The sequence below is a fragment of the Clostridioides sp. ZZV15-6598 genome, from assembly GCF_020657705.1.
Taxonomy (GTDB): domain Bacteria; phylum Bacillota; class Clostridia; order Peptostreptococcales; family Peptostreptococcaceae; genus Clostridioides; species Clostridioides difficile_F.
On the sequence record NZ_JAGWCS010000082.1, the window covers coordinates 1 to 17,279 of the forward strand.

Consider the following 17,279-nt stretch of genomic DNA (forward strand, 5'->3'; position numbering starts at 1 on the left):
TTATAAAGGTAATCTAACTTTAAAATAATTGAACAAAATTAAAATCTGAAGTATAATAAAATAAAAATTTCACTAGTCTTACTGAAAAATACTGTCTGATTGACATGTATTTCCTCAATAAGAAAAATGTTTGGAGGTAAATTTTATTAATTATATAATTATGTCAAATAATCATATTTCTTCTTTTACAAATTCTATTCAATCAAAGAAGCATAAACATTGGATGTTGCAATTGTTTATAGGAATCGAAGATAGTTTAAATATAAATATAGATGGTAATGATATAGAAGGTAAATGCATTATTGTAGATAGTAATATAGAACATTGTTTTTCAACAGGAGAAAAAATATGTTTTACTATGTTAATTGAACCAACATCATCACTTGCATTAAGTTTTAAGTCAAAATATATTGACAAAATTAATGGTTATGGAATTATAGATATTCATAATACTAAACATATACAAAAAGAATATATTAACTTTTTCAAAAATCATAATAAAGAAAGTTATTTAAATTTTACAAACTCTGTGTTTAAATATCTTAATGTTACTCAAGACAATTACACAATAGCTGATAAAAGAATTCATAAAATAATGCAAATACTCAATGAGTGTGACTGCCATGATCATTCCATAAAAAATATTTCTGATATGGTCTTTCTTTCACCAAGTAGACTTTCCCATATATTCAAGGAACAAACAGGAATGCCATTAAAAAGTTACATTCTCTTACATAAAATTCAAAAAGCCTATTTTTTACTTTTATCTGGTAAATACTCTATAACCGATGCTGCTATGATGGCAGGTTTTGATAGTGCTTCACACCTAGCATACACCAACAAATGTATGACTGGTATGAATATTTCTAGCATATTAAAAAACAGCAAGTTTTTGAAAGTTTCAAATTACTCTAAAGTATAAAATATAGTTACACTAAATAAAGGAGATTATATTTTATGGAAAGATATTTATCAGAAAGTACATTATTAGATTTTAGTTCAAAAAATGTTCAAGAACTTATTAACAAAAACAAATGGAATCAATTAGATAATTTTAATAAAATCAAACAAATTTATAACTTTGTTAGAGATGACATCAAATTTGGTTTCAATGAAAGTGACAATATGTCTGCAAGTAAAATACTAAAAGATGGATATGGACAATGCAATACAAAAACTATACTTGCTATGGCACTTTTAAGAGGCGTTGACATTCCATGTAGGATTCATGGTTTTACTCTAGACAAAAGAGTTCAATCAGAACTTTTAGGAATTCTTGATAAAATTACTCCTACAGAAATCATTCACACATGGATAGAAGTATACTATGAAGAACAGTGGTATCAATTAGAAGGTCTTATTTTAGACAAAAACTATCTTACAAGTATTCAACAGAAATACAATAACTGTCAAAGCTTATTTTTGGGATGGGGTATTGCCACTAAGGATTTGCAAAATCCTCAAATATCTTGGAATCTAAACAATACATTTATTCAAAAGGAAGGAATAATTGATGATTTGGGAATCTTTGATACTCCAGATGATTTTTTCAATCAATATAGCCAAAAAATAGGATGGTGTAAAAATCTTTTATACAAATATATTGGAAGGCACTATATAAATAGAAATGTACAGAGAATTAGAAACAAATTATAACTGTTTATATTTGCAATATGCAAATTTAAGAAGATAGAAATACTATTTAGATAAAACTTGCAAAATATTGTACACTTGTCAAATTTAATATTAATCATACTATATTAATACTACTTTTTATTGTATAATAAGCTATAAATATTAACTTGATTTTAAATTTAAGTAAATCTAAACTTAATAAATATAAGAAAGGTTGTGTTGTTTTGCAAGATAAAAAAATTTATTTAAATATTATACTTACTGTAGTTATTTCATATATTTTAATTAAAGTTATTGATAATTACAAATATTTTTTTGGAGTAATAAGTTTACTGATGTCATTACTGACTCCATTTATAATAGCATTTGTATTAGCATATGTATTTAATCCACTAGTAAAATTTTTGGAAAATAAACTTAATTTTAAAAGGATATATTCTTTGCTTCTTACTTATGGTGTTCTAATAGTTATACTAATATCTTTTATACTATTTACAGTTCCATCAATAGTAAATAGTTTGGCTGATTTAGTAACTCAGGTTCCTATGTATGTAGACAAGACAGAACAATTCTTATTTGATTTAGGAAAAAGCTTACAATCAGTAGATCCTAATACATTAAAAGAATATGGCGATAAAATTATGAGTGTAATGCCTAAGTTTAGTAGTTTGCTTATTGGTTCACTTGGAGGAATATTTAGTACTACCTTCTCTGTTGGAAAATTTATAGTACAACTTGTTTTAGGTTTTATAATTTGTTTCTATATATTATTAGAAAAAGAAAAATTCTTAGGATTTACAAAAAAGATTGTTTATATTTCTTTAGGTAAAAAATATGGAGACTTTATAATAGAATTGTGTCAAAGCTTAAATTTAAATATTGGTAAATACTTTACAGGTAAAATTTTAGATTCATTTGTGGTTGGAGTACTTTCTGGAATCGGTCTATACTTTTTAAAATCTGAATATGCACTATTGTTTGGTACATTAATGGGTGTTATGAATATGGTTCCATATTTTGGCCCAGTAATAGGTATGACACCAGTTGTAGTAATCAACTTATTCTACAATCCAACAACTGCATTAACTTGCTTAATTTACTTAATAATAATTCAACAAGTAGAAGTTGCGTTTATAGAACCAAAAATTGTAGGTGGACAACTAGGACTTAGCCCATTTTTTACAATACTAGCAGTTACTGTTGGTGGAGGTTTTTTTGGAATACCTGGGATGATTCTATCAGCTCCTGTTATGGGTGTCATAAAAATATACTTTTGTGAATTTGTTAATCATAGACACGACAAGATACAAATGGAATAAAAATACAATTTGATTACGATTTTGTAATCAAAAGTTACAGCTGTGTAACTGTAATATTATCCTCTTTAATGGTAATATTTAATTATAGAAAACATATAATATTATTAAGTAATAAATATCTTATATAATAAATTACGAAAGAGGGTTTTAGTATGAAAAAAGCACTTATATCTTTATTAGTTTTATCTTGTTTGTTATTAACTGCACCAGTAAATGAATCTTCTTATGCGGATTCTCAAAAGAATGTTCCTGTAAGTCAAAATACTAAATTGACTCAAGAACAAGCCAAAGAACTTTTAGTAAAATACAACAATAAAGTTGATTACATATATCAAGGAAATGCTAGCGATTTTGAAGCATTAAAAGCTAAAAATCTTAATGGATATGTATTTTTACCAGATGCAGATGGTGACATTGGTTACTTTGTAAATGAAAATACTTCTGAGATATATTACTTCCATCCAAGTGGATACCTTGAATTGGTTAATCAACAACAAAATAATAAATAAAATAAATAACTAATATAAAAATGGATGCAAATTGATATAAATTTAGCATCCATTTTATTTTTATTTTAAAGTTGTTTCTTTTTCTATATCTAAATATTTTATTAATCCTGTGCTTGTTCTTTTATAAGTTTCTTTATATCTACAGCTGGTTCATCTTCCATTTTTATAACTTTTCCTTCCCATGTTCTAAGCATAACATAATCTGTTCCTTTTGATACAAGGTATTGTGGAAGTAATGGAGTCTTACCGCCTCCTTTTGGAGCATTAACTATATATGTTGGTATTGCCATTCCTGATGTATATCCTCTTAAATATTCCATTATTTCAAGACCATCATCTACTGATGTATTAAAATGTTTTGTCCCTTTTACATGTTTACTTTGGAATATATAGTAAGGTTTTACTCTTATTTTAAGTAATTCTTGATTTAAACATCTCATTACAAATTTATCATTATTTATGCCATTTAATAACACTGCTTGATTTCCTAATGGTACACCTGCATTTGCTAATTTTTCACATGCCTCTTTAGATTCTTTAGTTATTTCCATTGGATGATTAAAATGTGTATTTATATATATAGGATGATATTTTTTTAGCATATTACAAAAATCATCTGTAACTCTTTGTGGCATTGTAACAAGAGTTCTAGTTCCTAATCTAACATAATCAACATGTGGTATTTCTTTAAGTTGGCTAAGAATCCATTCCAAATAATCATCTTTTAATGTAAGAGCATCTCCACCAGTTACTAATACATCTCTTATTTCTTCATTTTCTCTAATATAATCTATAGATTCTTGTATAACAGCTTTTGACTTATGAGAATCTTGTTGACCAATATTTCTTCTTCTTTGGCAATGTCTACAATACATAGCACATTCATTTGTTACATTTATTATTAATCTATCTGGATATCTTCTAGTTATACATCCTGCTGGATTTGTATACTCTTCTCCCATTGGGTCTAAATCCTCTTGTTCATCTTCCAATTCTATATGTGTTGGTATAGAAAGTAATTTTATAGGGTCACATATATCATCTGGGTCTATCAAACTCAGATAATATGGAGATATTGCCCATCTAAATTGAGTACCAACTTCTTTTATATATTCTTTTTCTTTTTTAGTTAAATTGATAATCTTTGATAAAGTATCTACATCTGTGATTCTATTTGATAATTGCCATTTGTAATTATTCCAATCTTCTTCTGTTCCATTTAATATGCTTAATATCTTTTGTTTTCGTTTATTTATCTCTTCTTCTTTTTCAAGACCTCTGTTAATTGTTTTCCTAGCCTGAATATAATCATCAATTTTTGATTTTAGTTCAGCAGCTCTCTCTAGGGATATTCTAGTTTGTTCATTCATAATTTTTAGCTACCAAAATTAATTAATTTCCATTATTGATAGCATCCTCCTTTCTGATGTGTTTATATCATTCTGATAGGCAAATTTAATTTTGCCATATAGATTTTATAACATATGAAATTGATTTTATTTTTGCATTTTTTCTGTTATTTTATACATTTATGAATATTTTCCCACTATCGTCAATAAATTACAATTTATTATGCATTTTTTTTAACAAATGATTAATTATTTCTATTTTTAAGAATTATTTTACCATAAAACGATTATATTTTCAAGATGATTAAAGTTAAAATTTTAATAGAAAGTAAAGTATTTCATCAAATAATAAAAGCGGAGGTTTATTATAATAAATTTCTCCGCATTTTTATTTATTTAATTAAATTATAGGAAAATCGCTCTGATTTTTAAGAAGTGACTTTATTATATTCAACCCTTTCTCTAATTCTTCTACATCTTTTGGCGCTGTTACGCAAATACGAACAGCTTTTGGCACAATAGAATTGCCAACTGAAAAACGTTCAGCACAATATACCTGAACACCTAAATTTTTTGCACATATCTCAAATGATTTTCCATCCCATTCATCTGGAAGTATCAGCCAACGAAAACTACAATTTTTATCACCAATTAAATTATAATCAGATAAAATCTTATCAGCAGCTTCATTTCTTTTTATAATTTCATCTTTTCTTTCTTCAATAATATTATTTATAATAGGAGAATACAGTAAACGATGTACTATTTCTGCATTAAATGGAGAAACCATCAAATTCATATTATATAATGCATTTTCTAGACTTCCTATATAATGTTTTGGAGCAACTACAAACGCTACTCTAAGCCCAGCACAGATAAATTTAGATGTACTAAAAATATATATAGTATTATTACTAGCTAAAGAAAATACTGGAGCTTGTAAATCAGGTTTAAAAATACTATTTATAGCATCTTCAATAATTATGATATTATACCTTTTTGCTATCTCTGCTATTTTCTTACGTGATAAGTTAGACATAGAATGCGTTGTTGGATTATGATAATCTGGCATGATATATATGCCTTTTATGTTTTCATTTTTACAATAATTTTCAAGAGACTCGATTGACATTTCGTTATTCTCTTGGGGAATTGGAACTAATTGAATACCTATCATTTTAGCTATTGACTTGATTCCAGAAAAACTCAATGAATCTGTTGCAATTCTATCTCCAGCTTTAAATAATCCTAATAAAGTCGCACATATAGCATTTTGTCCACCTGTAGATAAAAGTACATTTTCTTCTTTAGTATATATATTGTTTCTTTCTAACCATTTTGCAATTGATTTTTTTTGCATGTGTGTACCTGATGGAGACATATATTGAAGAAATTTTTCCATTTCTGGTTGTTTTAATACATTTTTAATAAAGTCAATAATGTATGTATTTTGTTCATAAGGAGGATGTACTGTACCAAGTTCAATTATATCTTTTGATTCTGTTTGATAAAGCAAGGTATTACTTACATTTACATCAGAAGAAACAAAAGTTCCTTTTCCTACTTTTGCACATATTAATCCTTTTTCTTCACAAAGTTTAAATGCCCGTGTTATTGTACTTAAATTTAAATCAAGAAAATCTGCTAATTCTCGTTGTGGAGGTAATTTATCTCCAGGATTTAAATTTCCTTTTTCAATATCCTCTTCTAACAATATTGCTAAAGTTTTATATATTGGTGGTTTTCGATTGTTTAATTTTGGTTTCCATGTCATTGGATAATTTTCAAATGAATTTATTGGCATATAATTACTCCTTTTAAAGATAATTGTCCTCCATACAATTTTATTATTGTATGCTTATATTTTAGATGCTATACTTGTATTTGTAAATAGCTATTACAAAATAAACAGAATGAAAAGGTGATGAATATGAAGACTATAGGCTTAATCGGGGGAATGAGTTGGGAGAGTACCATTACATATTACCAAGTTATAAATACAGTAATCAAGGAAAAATTAGGAGGATTACATTCTTCTAAGTGTATACTTTATAGTGTAGATTTTCAAGAAATTGAAGAATGTCAATCTAGTGGAAATTGGGAGAAAAGTGCCCAAATCTTATCTGATGCTGCAATTAATTTACAAGGAGCAGGAGCAAATTTTATTGTTATATGTACTAATACTATGCATAAAGTTGCACATAAAATTCAACAAAATATATCTATTCCGCTTTTACACATCGCAAATGTAACTGCTGATGACTTAAAAGAAAAGAAAATCAAAAAGGTAGCTTTATTAGGTACTAAGTATACAATGGAACAAGATTTTTATAAAAATATAATTATAGACAATGGAATTGAGGTTTTAATACCAAATGAAGAAGAACGTGAAGTAGTAAATAGTACTATATTCAATGAGCTTTGTTTAGGAATTGTATCTGAATCCTCTAAAAAATCTTTTTTATCTATTATAGATAAACTGGTTAATCAAGGAGTAGAAGGTGTTATCTTAGGATGTACAGAAATAGGTCTTCTAATTCAACAAAATGACACTTCTGTTCCATTATTTGATACAACTCTAATACATGCAACACAAGCGGCATTAGATTCAATTGTGGATGATATTAACTAGTAATAAATGTTTTTTACATTAAAAATTTAACACCAGTATATTTCAATAAAATAAAAGGATAGTATGATTACCCCCATACTATCCTCTTCCTATAATACTTTAATTTATCAATAAGTCATAAATCTAACACTTCTAAATTTTTGTACAAATTTATCTTACATTTATAACATCACTATTTTTAGAATTTTGTCCATTGTAATTTGCAACTACATAAATATCTAAATTTAAGTCCCCTTCAGGAATACTTATAGTATGTTCATTCCCTTGTATATCACTTTGATACAAAGTAAACTCACCATCTCCATTAGTATTATTTTTTATATATATACTATAGGTACATTCTTTATGAGATACACTACTCCAGTTAACTCTGATAACATTGTTATCTCTATCAACATTAGCTGATATATTTTCAACCTTCATGTTTTGTATGTTATCATTATTATCTGAGTTGCCATTACCATTCACATTAGTAATGTTTATTACATTACTTGGCTTGGTTGTATCTGAGTCTTTCTTACCTAGAACATAAATATCATAATCTATACTCTGATTATCTTTTACATCAATTTCTATGGTCGCATATATCTTTTGTGATTTGCCTAAATCACCCTCATTTATAGTTATAGATTTAATTTTCTTAAATGATTCTCCTGATAATTTGTCTTTAAGATATATATCATAGTCAAAAACATCTTTCATATAATCCCATTCAAGTTTAATAATAACTTTGTTATTTACTATTTTATGTGAACCTACTAAATTCTGTATATAATCATTAGTTATAGTTTCTTTGACTACTGTTACAGTTATTATTTTAGACTTATCTCCACAAGTTATCCTTACTCTTTCTTTACCTTCTCTAAGACCTACTACACTTCCATCACTACTTAAACTTATAGCTCTTTCTACAGGTAATTTTGAATCAGCCAGTTCATAGTGTATTTTTGGTGGTTCTAAGCCTGGTGGAGAAGTTATTATATCTGGTTTTAGTTTTTCATTTTGATCAACTTCTATTTTTATATCATTCATATTTATGTCAGCAACTCTAGCTTGGATTCTAAAAGTTCTCTCAACTTCTTTGTTTCCACACTTAGCATATATTACAGCTTTTCCAACTCCAACTGCACTTACTTTGTTCCCTTTAATTTTTAAAACATCTTCGTTGCTACTTTTGTAAATTGGTTTATATGATTTTTTAAATTTCTCATAATCAACCTCTATTGTACTCTCTATAGTGGCACTATCACCAACATGTTTTAACTCTCCATTAATTTCCATATCTAAAGATTCTACTTCTGGGTCTACTACCTTTATAGTAGCTTTTTTTAGTACTCTTGAATTTTTCATAATACCAACTGAAGAATACCCAACCTTTAATGCTGTCATCTTATTTCCTTCTATTTTTAGAGTCCCTGAATTATCTAAAACATTAAACCAAATATTCGGATCTTTCGCATATGAGGGAACTTTAATATATTCACCAGTAGACAAGGTAACTGTTTCGTTTAATTTTACTACATATTTATCTATATCTTTAACATATTCCCCATCTACAATTTCAATTTCTACTCCTTTTACCATTGGTCTAAATATTCCAAATTTAAAAAGGTAGTACTGCGCAACAAGCAATATAGGAATAGATATAATTATGGCAATTTTTCTGTATTTCTTATTTTCTACAAATCTCATCTATCCACTTCCTTTTAGCCTAGTATATAATCATTTGTTTTGTAAGCAATCTACCTAAGTTAAATATTGGGATAAACTGGAAAATTATTATATTTCAGAATATCCCTATACTAATTATAAACCATAAATTTAAAATTTAAAACTAAAATTACTGTTATTTTATTGCTATTAAAATGCTTTTAAATTAGTGAAATAACATTTGTCTTGTCAGCTGAAAAGTTATATAATTAATTAAAAAGAAATTATATTTGTATTATATGAGGAGGATTTTAAATTGGAAATCAATTGCAAAAAAAGAAATTTTAAATCGTTTGCTAAAAGTAAAAACATTGAAATTTCTGTTCAAAGGTATCTTATTGATGCATTAAGTTATATGGCACTCGGTCTTTTTTCTTCCCTTTTAATTGGAACAATTTTTAACACATTAGGAGATAACTTTAACATATCTCTTTTTACTGAGGTTATAAGCCCACTTGCTAAGCAAGTTACAGGTCCAGCTATTGCAGTAGCCATTGCATATGGACTTCAAGCTCCTCCCCTTGTACTATTTTCTTGTGCACTTGTTGGTGCTTGTGGTAATGAATTAGGAGGGCCTGTTGGTGCATTTGTCGCTACACTTTTTGCAGTAGAAATTGGAAAATTAGTTTCAAAAGAAACAAAGGTAGACATATTAGTTACACCTGCTGTAACAATCCTAATAGGAGTACTTGTGGCAGAACTTATTGGACCAGCCGTTTCTGCATTTATGACTTCATTTGGAAACATAATAATGCAAGCAACAACTATGCAACCTATAATAATGGGAGCTCTTGTCTCTGCACTTGTTGGAATAGCTCTTACACTACCTATAAGTAGTGCAGCTATTTGCATGATGTTAAGTTTGGGAGGTCTTGCTGGTGGAGCAGCAACTGTCGGTTGTTGTTGCCAAATGATAGGTTTTGCTGTTATGAGTTTTAGAGAAAATGGAGTAGGAGGTCTTGTAGCTCAAGGACTTGGTACATCCATGCTTCAAGTACCCAATATAATAAAAAATTGGAAAATTTGGATACCACCTACAATAGCTTCAATAATACTCGGTCCATTATCTACAACAATATTTAAAATGGAAAATATACCTATTGGCTCTGGTATGGGAACTTGTGGATTAGTTGGACAATTTGGAACAGTAACTGCCATGCAAAGTGCTGGAAAAGGTGGCATAACTATGTGGGTTGGTATACTTTTACTTAACTTTGTACTTCCTGCTATTGTAACTCTAATAATATCAGAATTTATGAGAAAAAAAGGTATGATAAAACCAGGCGATTTAAAATTAGATGTATAAATAAAAAACTACTCCTTACTTTTTTATAAGTAATAAGGAGTAGTTTTTTTTATGAAAATTCCAACATTTTTTTCAATAACCAGTCCATAGAACCTTTAACTTCATTCCAAAGTACTATATTTTCATCATAGTAATAGACAGCTTCTCCCTTTTCTTCTGCTGTAACAAACTCTCTACCAAAGGCATTTCGCCAATCTATTAAATATAATCCAATATATTTGTTTTTATTTTTAGCACTTTTAATAGCATCACTTGCTAAAAACATATTTTTATTTTTGAAATAATAAAGAGCTTTGCTATACATCCATGTAGCAGACTTTTCTACTTTATACATTTCAAATAAATTATTTATTGCCATTCTATCATTTAACCTAATTAATACATTAAGCAATTTATACCTTATTCCTTGCTCATCATCAGGATTGATTTCTATTAAATACTCTAATACTTTTCTAGCTTCTTTTAAATTATCAATACTCTCTAACTTCCTCGCAAGAGACTCAAGTGCTAACATATAAGCTCTAGTAGATATACCTTTCCAAAATCCAAGTTGTCTATCTTCTTTAGTAATCATACTTTTCCCAATGTTTACAGCTTCTTCCATATACCTAATTGACTCAATATGGTTTTTAGCTTCTTGTGATAGTTTAATATATCTTTTATAAAGTATTTTTTTCTTTTCTAACTCTAAATCTATGGCTTTGGATTTAGGGTTACTCTCTCTTACCCAAAATTCAATATTAGAGATAGCAATAGTATCTTGATTTAAAAAGTCAATATTACAGACTTCCTTTATTAATGATGATTTATTATTTATAGTGTTTAAAGAAACACCTATTTGTTTTGAAAATTCCTTTTTTGTTATATGTAATGGATGCTTCTTATTATATAAGAGATTTTGCTCCAAGACTATGTTTAGTATAGCTGAAGACCATATATCAGCTCTAGAAGAATGAATTATCTCTTTATTATTATCTAAAAGGTCCTGCAAAATTTTAAAACTTATATCTTTATATTCTTGATTTAAATTGGAGTTGCAAAATCTATTTATCTTGTCTTTAATTTCTTCTATCTTGCTTGTCATGACTCCTCCTCCATATTTTACACATATAAAACTACTGCTACAAATTCAAGTTCTTCTTCTCCTATATTCTCTATAGAATGTTCTTCACCATCAGCAGTATATATTACATCACCCTCATTTACTTCTACAAATTCCCCATTATCAAAGACTTTACCTTTTCCCTTTAATATATAATATACCTCAAAATCAGTTGTATGGTCATGCACACCAATTGAACTTCCTACTGGTAAAGTTACTCTTTTAAATAACCTTCCTTTTCCTTTAAGCTCTTCAACTTGTAATATATTTTCAAGCTTAACTTTTCCAACACCACCAGTTAAATTTTCTTTTACTTCTACTTGTAATTCAGATTTCTTTCTTATCATAGCTCATCCCACCTGCCAAACAATCAATCTAACTACTAAATTGGCATATCCTTTCCATAATATGTTGTATTTTAATATAATAATAACATATATTCTTGTAAAAAAATATTACTGAATATATAAAATAATACTATTTTTACATATTATTAACACTTGGTTTTCTTATGTCATAAGTTGACGTCTTTATAAAAAAAACATATACTCATATGGTATGGAAAATTTTTGTTAAATTATTAGTCTGGAGGTTCTCGACATATGTCAGTTTTAAAAACTCAAGAAAAGCTTAAACAACCTAAGGATTTATATTTTTGTTGTTCAATATTTACATTTGTAGGACTTGCATACTATGGTATGAAATTAGTGCTATTGTTGTTTCTAGCTGAACAAGTATCTAAAGGTGGTTTAGGATTAACACCAGCTGAATCTGCATCAATGCTTGCATCCTTTTTAGCATGGACTTATTTCTCTCCAGTTATTGGTGGATGGGTTAGTGATAGATTTTTAGGTCCAAAAAATTGTATTATACTTGGAATGATAATGGTTTCAATTGGTTACTTTTTAGGATATCTGGCAAATAGCAAAATGGATGTAAATATCATGATATTCTTATCTGGATTAGGAATAGGTTTTTATAAGGGAAACTTACATACCTTAGTTGGAAACTTATATACTAATGATGACCCAAGAAAAGATGGCGCTTTTTCTATTACATATATGGCTACTAATCTGGGAACATTATTTGGCCCTTTAATCTGTGGTTTGGTCGCTAATGAATGGTTTGCTATGAAAAATGGTACCTATATAAATATGTATGGTTACAGATATGTATTTTTATTTGCGTCAATTACTGTTTTAATAGGTTTGTTATTTTTTATATTTGGTCACAAAAGATTTTATAAATCTTCAAATAATGAATTTAGTAGTGGAAAAGAAACTATAAAGAAATCATTAGAATATAAGAAATTACTTGCTTCAAAACCATTAACTTCAGTTGAGAAAAAAAGAATAATAGTAATATTAATATTAGCTTTTTTTACAGTATTCTTTTGGATAGCATATAACCAAGCTTCTATGTCTATAGCTTTGTATACAAAAGAACACATAAATCTGACTGTTGGTAATTTTCAAATACCAACTTCATGGATAGATTCATATAACGGTCTTCTTTGTGTCATCCTTGGCCCTATATCTGCTCTAGTCTGGGTAAAATTATCTCAGTCTAAAAAAGGTGATTTAAGTGTACCTTCAAAAATGAGTCTAGGATTTATACTATTAGCTGTGGCATTTTTATTTATGATAGTCGCAGTTATACAAACAGGAACTGACCCTAATTCCCTTCAGAAAGCAAGTGTATTTTGGGTAATTGGATTTTTAACATTCCAAAGTATAGGAGAGATTTGTTTTTCTCCAGTTGGATATGGCATGGTAAATAAACTTTCACCAGAAAAATATATTTCATTCCTAATGGGTGTTTGGTTCTTAGGTAAATTTGCAGCAAATAAATTGTCTGGTTATACACAGGCTATTATAGACCACCTTGGTATGTTACAAGTATTTATAGTAATCCCTTCATTCTTATTGTTATTTGGAATTATATTACTTATAATGAATAAAAAACTTGTAGAATTATCAAAGTAAAAACTATGTTTAAGTTTAATAGATAAGATATCAAAAATCGAGGCATTAAAATGCCTCGATTTATTTATAGTATTCAACTACAAAACTATATAGCTCTAGTATAAACTTTTAACCATTCTCTTTCTTCACCACTTAGGAAAGGAGATATTTTATCATAAACTAATTTATGATACCAGTTTAAATAATCTTTTTCATCTTGATTCATTAATTCTGGAACTATACCATCTAAATCAATAGGAGCTAATGTAACAACTTCAAACTCCATAAATTGACCATAAAAATTCTTTTCAGCTTTTCTAACTACTATTTCATTTTCTGTTCTTATACCATGAGAACCTTCTATATATATACCTGGTTCATTAGTAGTTACCATTCCTTCTTCAAGAACTGCACTATCAAATCTTTCAGGAACGACTCTCCATCTAAATCCATTTGGAGCTTCATGAACATTTAATACAAATCCTATACCATGTCCAGTTCCACATTGATAATCTATCCCCATATTCCACATACAACTTCTAGATAATATATCTAGGTTATACCCTCTACAACCATGTAAGAATTTAACCTTAGAAAGATTTATCATACCTCTTGCTACAGAAGTGAAATGTAATTTTAATTCATCACTTATAGGTCCTAATACTGTAGTTCTAGTTATATCAGTAGTTCCATCATAATATTGTCCACCTGAATCCACTAAGAATAAGCCTTCAGCTTCTAACTTATAATTTGATTCTGGAGTTGCACTATAATGCATCATAGCAGCATGCTCTTTATATGCAGCAATTGTATTGAAACTTGGTTCAAAGAATCCTTCTTGTTCTCTTCTTAGTCCCTCTAATTTTTCAGTAGCACTTATTTCAGTTATTTCCATCTTACCTATATTATTCTTTAACCAGTACATAAATTTAGTGAAAGCTACACCATCTTTAACATGTGAATTTCTTATATTCTCTAATTCTACCTCATTTTTTTGAGCCTTAAAGAACATTACTGGATTAAACTCATCAACTTTTTCAACTCCACAAGGTATATTATTGTAAATTGCATAGTTAATCTTAGTTCCATCAACTAAAACTTTTTCATCTTTATCTATGTGTTTTACAAAATCATATACATCATTATATGGTTTTATTTGTACATTTTCTTTAGCCAATTCATTTAATATTTCTTCATTTAATTTACTTTCATCAACAAATAAATAAACTTCTTTTAAAGTTATCACTGCATAAGAAAGTACAACTGGACTGTATTTAACATCTCCACCTCTTATATTAAATAACCATGCTATATCATCAAGAGTAGTTATTACATGAGTAGAAGTACCTTTTTCACTCATTTTTTCTCTCAATCTAGCTAACTTTGAACTAAAACTTTCTCCACAGTATTTAACATCTAATAAAAATGCCTTACTATCTGATAAAGTTGGTCTATCTGCCCATATGCTATCTATTAAATCATATTGGTATTCTACTTTTATACCTTTTTTAGATAATTTTTCAGCTAATGTAGCTCCTTCTTTAGCACATATAACTTTACCATCAAAACCTAAAGTTCCACCTTCTGGAATATTTGTATATAAATATTCGTCAGTAGTTGGGCAACCTTCTTGTCCCATTTTAAATAATTTTATTGTACTTCCTTCTAATTGAGATTCTGCTTGTATAAAATATCTTCCATCTGTCCATAATCCAGCTTCATCTTTAGTCACAATAACTGTTCCAGCTGAACCATTAAATCCTGATATAAATTCTCTTGATTTGAAGTAATCTCCTACATATTCACTTTGATGATTGTCAGAAGACGGAATCATATAAGCGTCAATATTTTTTTCTTCCATAAGTCTTCTTAATTCATTTACTCTGTCTTTTATAGTCACAACAAGACCTCCTCAAAATAATAGTTTGAATAACTAAATATATAAGTATGTAAAGTTTCTTACATAAATTTTCCTTTTATATAATTTATATAAATCTTATACACTCTAATTATCACAATTATAATTTTAATTACAATATCTATCTGTGTAAAGCTTTTTTTTCATAATTAAAGAGGAAATTACGTTTGATTTTATATTCAAATGTAATTTCCTTTATTTTCACCAATTAAGTATGGATTATTTTGTTTCTGTTAACAAATCCATTGCCATTAATTTTGTCAATATATGTCTTAATCCAAGTAATATTAAACCAAAGATTATTAAGACTCCTGCTATTCCTCCAAATATTTGCAAAAAACCTAATGTAGCTGTAAATCCAGCAATTTTTCCTGATAATAAACTAGCAAAGAAACTTGTTAGATACCATGCACCCATAGACAATGTAGCATATTTAGCTGGAGCTAGTTTATTAAACATTGCAAGACCTATAGGAGATAAAAATAACTCCCCTACAGTTGTAAATATATAGGTTACTACTATAAAAAGTATGCTAGCTTTTATTGTGCCATCTGAACCATTAGCTAATGTGGCCAATACCATAACTATAAAACCAAGACCCATTATTATCATTCCTAATCCCATTTTAACTGGAATAGAAAAGTCTCCTCTTTTAGTATTAGATAATTTAACCCACAAAGCAGCTAACACAGGGCATAACGCTACACATAATATAGCATTTAAGGATGTAAGCCATGCTACTGGCATTTCAAATCCAAATAGAGTTCTATTTACATTATCTCTTACATAAATCATAAATGAACTTTGTGTTTGATAGTATGCTGTCCAAAATAAAACTACAAATAAGAATAACACAACCATTGCTATTATTCTATTTTTCTCTAATTTAGTAAGTGGACTATACTCAATTTTTTCACCTTTATTTCCCTTAGTAACTGGATGTTTTCCAACTTCTTTTAGTAGCTTTGGTGCAAGAAGTGTAAATATAATCATACCAAGCATCATACCTATACCACAAACTAAGAATGCCATCTTATATCCATAAGACACTATATCTCCATTTACTCCTCTTACTGCAAATACATTATCAGAAAGCAATCCACATATGATTGGAGCTATGAACGCACCTACATTTACTGCCATATAGAATAAACTATATGCTGCGTCTTTTCTTGATACCTCGGTTTTAGGATATATATCACCAACTATATTGGAACAACTTGATTTAAAAAAACCATTTCCTAAAATGATTATTGATAGGCCTACCCAAACCATACTAATAGATGTAGACGATGCAAACAAAACAAAGTCACCTATCGCTATTAAAAGTGCACCTATAGATATACATTTTTGTTGACCTAAAACTTTATCTGCCAACCAGCCACCAATTAATGGTGTAAGATATATAAGACCTGTAAACAAACCAAACATTGAAGTTGCTTCTTGAGTAGAAAGTCCTAGACCACCTTGAGCTACACTCGCTGTAAAAAATAATACCAGCAAAGCTGTTAATCCATAATAACTAAATCTTTCCCATAAAATCGTCATACAAACAAGCCAAAAACTCTTCGGATGACTAGCTTTTTTAGATACGCTTTCAGTATTTGACATAAAAAAACGCCCCCTTATTATTTTTATAGTTAAATTCAGTACTAAGATTAGCTTAATCATTTTAACACATACTTATAATAGCATCTTTTTTTATATTACTCAATAGATTATTGTTAATATTTTCATTTTTTTATTATTATTTTTAAAATTATGAAAAATATTATTTTTCAAGTATTTTTAAAGAATAACTTTAGTATATATATTTAAATAGTATTTTTTTAACT

14 protein-coding genes are annotated in these 17,279 nt (G+C 28.1%); 7 read left to right on the forward strand and 7 right to left on the reverse strand.

Features of this window, described 5'->3' with window-relative positions; genetic code table 11:
* Positions 1-160: 160 nt before the first annotated feature.
* The 4 genes from KGF50_RS14575 to KGF50_RS14590 all read left to right on the forward strand — a co-directional run bounded on the left by KGF50_RS14575 (position 161) and on the right by KGF50_RS14590 (position 3,463).
* Positions 161-922, forward strand: a complete 762-nt coding sequence (locus KGF50_RS14575) for a helix-turn-helix domain-containing protein (RefSeq protein WP_227848718.1) — start codon at positions 161-163, stop codon at positions 920-922.
* 35 nt (positions 923-957) lie between these two features.
* Positions 958-1,656 carry a transglutaminase-like domain-containing protein gene (locus KGF50_RS14580; RefSeq protein ID WP_227848719.1) on the forward strand — a complete coding sequence of 233 codons (699 nt, stop codon included), beginning with the start codon at positions 958-960 and terminating at the stop codon, positions 1,654-1,656.
* A 203-nt stretch (positions 1,657-1,859) separates the two neighbouring features.
* Positions 1,860-2,954, forward strand: coding sequence for an AI-2E family transporter (locus KGF50_RS14585; RefSeq protein WP_227848720.1), 1,095 nt, complete (start codon positions 1,860-1,862; stop codon positions 2,952-2,954).
* Between the two features lie 152 nt (positions 2,955-3,106).
* Positions 3,107-3,463, forward strand: coding sequence for a hypothetical protein (locus KGF50_RS14590; RefSeq protein ID WP_227848721.1), 357 nt, complete (start codon positions 3,107-3,109; stop codon positions 3,461-3,463).
* Positions 3,464-3,564: 101 nt separating this feature from the next.
* Here the strand turns inward: KGF50_RS14590 and eam are convergent, their stop codons facing one another.
* Positions 3,565-4,833, reverse strand: a complete 1,269-nt coding sequence (gene eam, locus KGF50_RS14595) for a glutamate 2,3-aminomutase (protein ID WP_227848722.1) — start codon at positions 4,831-4,833, stop codon at positions 3,565-3,567.
* A 379-nt stretch (positions 4,834-5,212) separates the two neighbouring features.
* Entirely contained in the window at positions 5,213-6,616 is a 1,404-nt protein-coding gene (locus KGF50_RS14600; RefSeq protein WP_227848723.1) for a PLP-dependent aminotransferase family protein, read from the reverse strand.
* A gap of 126 nt (positions 6,617-6,742) precedes the next feature.
* Here KGF50_RS14600 and KGF50_RS14605 point away from each other — a divergent pair, with 126 nt between their 5' ends.
* Positions 6,743-7,444, forward strand: coding sequence for an aspartate/glutamate racemase family protein (locus tag KGF50_RS14605; protein ID WP_227848724.1), 702 nt, complete (start codon positions 6,743-6,745; stop codon positions 7,442-7,444).
* 150 nt (positions 7,445-7,594) lie between these two features.
* Here the strand turns inward: KGF50_RS14605 and KGF50_RS14610 are convergent, their stop codons facing one another.
* The gene (locus KGF50_RS14610) at positions 7,595-9,136 is read right to left on the reverse strand and encodes a hypothetical protein (RefSeq protein ID WP_227848725.1); all 1,542 of its coding nucleotides are present in this window, start codon (positions 9,134-9,136) and stop codon (positions 7,595-7,597) included.
* 274 nt (positions 9,137-9,410) lie between these two features.
* Here KGF50_RS14610 and KGF50_RS14615 point away from each other — a divergent pair, with 274 nt between their 5' ends.
* Positions 9,411-10,460, forward strand: a complete 1,050-nt coding sequence (locus KGF50_RS14615; protein WP_227848726.1) for a PTS sugar transporter subunit IIC — start codon at positions 9,411-9,413, stop codon at positions 10,458-10,460.
* Between the two features lie 49 nt (positions 10,461-10,509).
* On the opposite strand, the gene KGF50_RS14620 is transcribed toward KGF50_RS14615, so the two are convergent.
* Both KGF50_RS14620 and KGF50_RS14625 read right to left on the reverse strand, forming a co-directional pair.
* On the reverse strand, positions 10,510-11,544 hold the full coding sequence (locus KGF50_RS14620; protein ID WP_227848727.1) for a DUF6398 domain-containing protein: 1,035 nt from the start codon (positions 11,542-11,544) through the stop codon (positions 10,510-10,512).
* 17 nt (positions 11,545-11,561) lie between these two features.
* On the reverse strand, positions 11,562-11,909 hold the full coding sequence (locus KGF50_RS14625) for a cupin domain-containing protein (protein ID WP_227848728.1): 348 nt from the start codon (positions 11,907-11,909) through the stop codon (positions 11,562-11,564).
* A gap of 255 nt (positions 11,910-12,164) precedes the next feature.
* Here KGF50_RS14625 and KGF50_RS14630 point away from each other — a divergent pair, with 255 nt between their 5' ends.
* Positions 12,165-13,547: a peptide MFS transporter gene (locus KGF50_RS14630; RefSeq protein ID WP_227848729.1), complete on the forward strand. Its 1,383-nt coding sequence runs from the start codon at positions 12,165-12,167 to the stop codon at positions 13,545-13,547.
* 85 nt (positions 13,548-13,632) lie between these two features.
* Here the strand turns inward: KGF50_RS14630 and KGF50_RS14635 are convergent, their stop codons facing one another.
* Together KGF50_RS14635 and KGF50_RS14640 are read right to left on the reverse strand one after the other, a co-directional pair.
* Positions 13,633-15,426: an aminopeptidase P family protein gene (locus KGF50_RS14635; RefSeq protein ID WP_227848730.1), complete on the reverse strand. Its 1,794-nt coding sequence runs from the start codon at positions 15,424-15,426 to the stop codon at positions 13,633-13,635.
* Between the two features lie 237 nt (positions 15,427-15,663).
* Positions 15,664-17,055: a peptide MFS transporter gene (locus tag KGF50_RS14640; protein ID WP_227848731.1), complete on the reverse strand. Its 1,392-nt coding sequence runs from the start codon at positions 17,053-17,055 to the stop codon at positions 15,664-15,666.
* Positions 17,056-17,279 lie beyond the last annotated feature (224 nt).

Coding starts and splice junctions, on each gene's coding strand:
- KGF50_RS14575 (WP_227848718.1), top strand. CDS start 161: ATGTCAAATAATCATATTTCTTCTTTTACAAATTCTATTCAATCAAAG.
- KGF50_RS14610 (WP_227848725.1), bottom strand. CDS start 9,136: ATGAGATTTGTAGAAAATAAGAAATACAGAAAAATTGCCATAATTATA.
- KGF50_RS14640 (WP_227848731.1), bottom strand. CDS start 17,055: ATGTCAAATACTGAAAGCGTATCTAAAAAAGCTAGTCATCCGAAGAGT.
- KGF50_RS14600 (WP_227848723.1), bottom strand. CDS start 6,616: ATGCCAATAAATTCATTTGAAAATTATCCAATGACATGGAAACCAAAA.
- KGF50_RS14605 (WP_227848724.1), top strand. CDS start 6,743: ATGAAGACTATAGGCTTAATCGGGGGAATGAGTTGGGAGAGTACCATT.
- KGF50_RS14620 (WP_227848727.1), bottom strand. CDS start 11,544: ATGACAAGCAAGATAGAAGAAATTAAAGACAAGATAAATAGATTTTGC.
- KGF50_RS14625 (WP_227848728.1), bottom strand. CDS start 11,909: ATGATAAGAAAGAAATCTGAATTACAAGTAGAAGTAAAAGAAAATTTA.
- KGF50_RS14580 (WP_227848719.1), top strand. CDS start 958: ATGGAAAGATATTTATCAGAAAGTACATTATTAGATTTTAGTTCAAAA.
- KGF50_RS14590 (WP_227848721.1), top strand. CDS start 3,107: ATGAAAAAAGCACTTATATCTTTATTAGTTTTATCTTGTTTGTTATTA.
- eam (WP_227848722.1), bottom strand. CDS start 4,833: ATGAATGAACAAACTAGAATATCCCTAGAGAGAGCTGCTGAACTAAAA.
- KGF50_RS14630 (WP_227848729.1), top strand. CDS start 12,165: ATGTCAGTTTTAAAAACTCAAGAAAAGCTTAAACAACCTAAGGATTTA.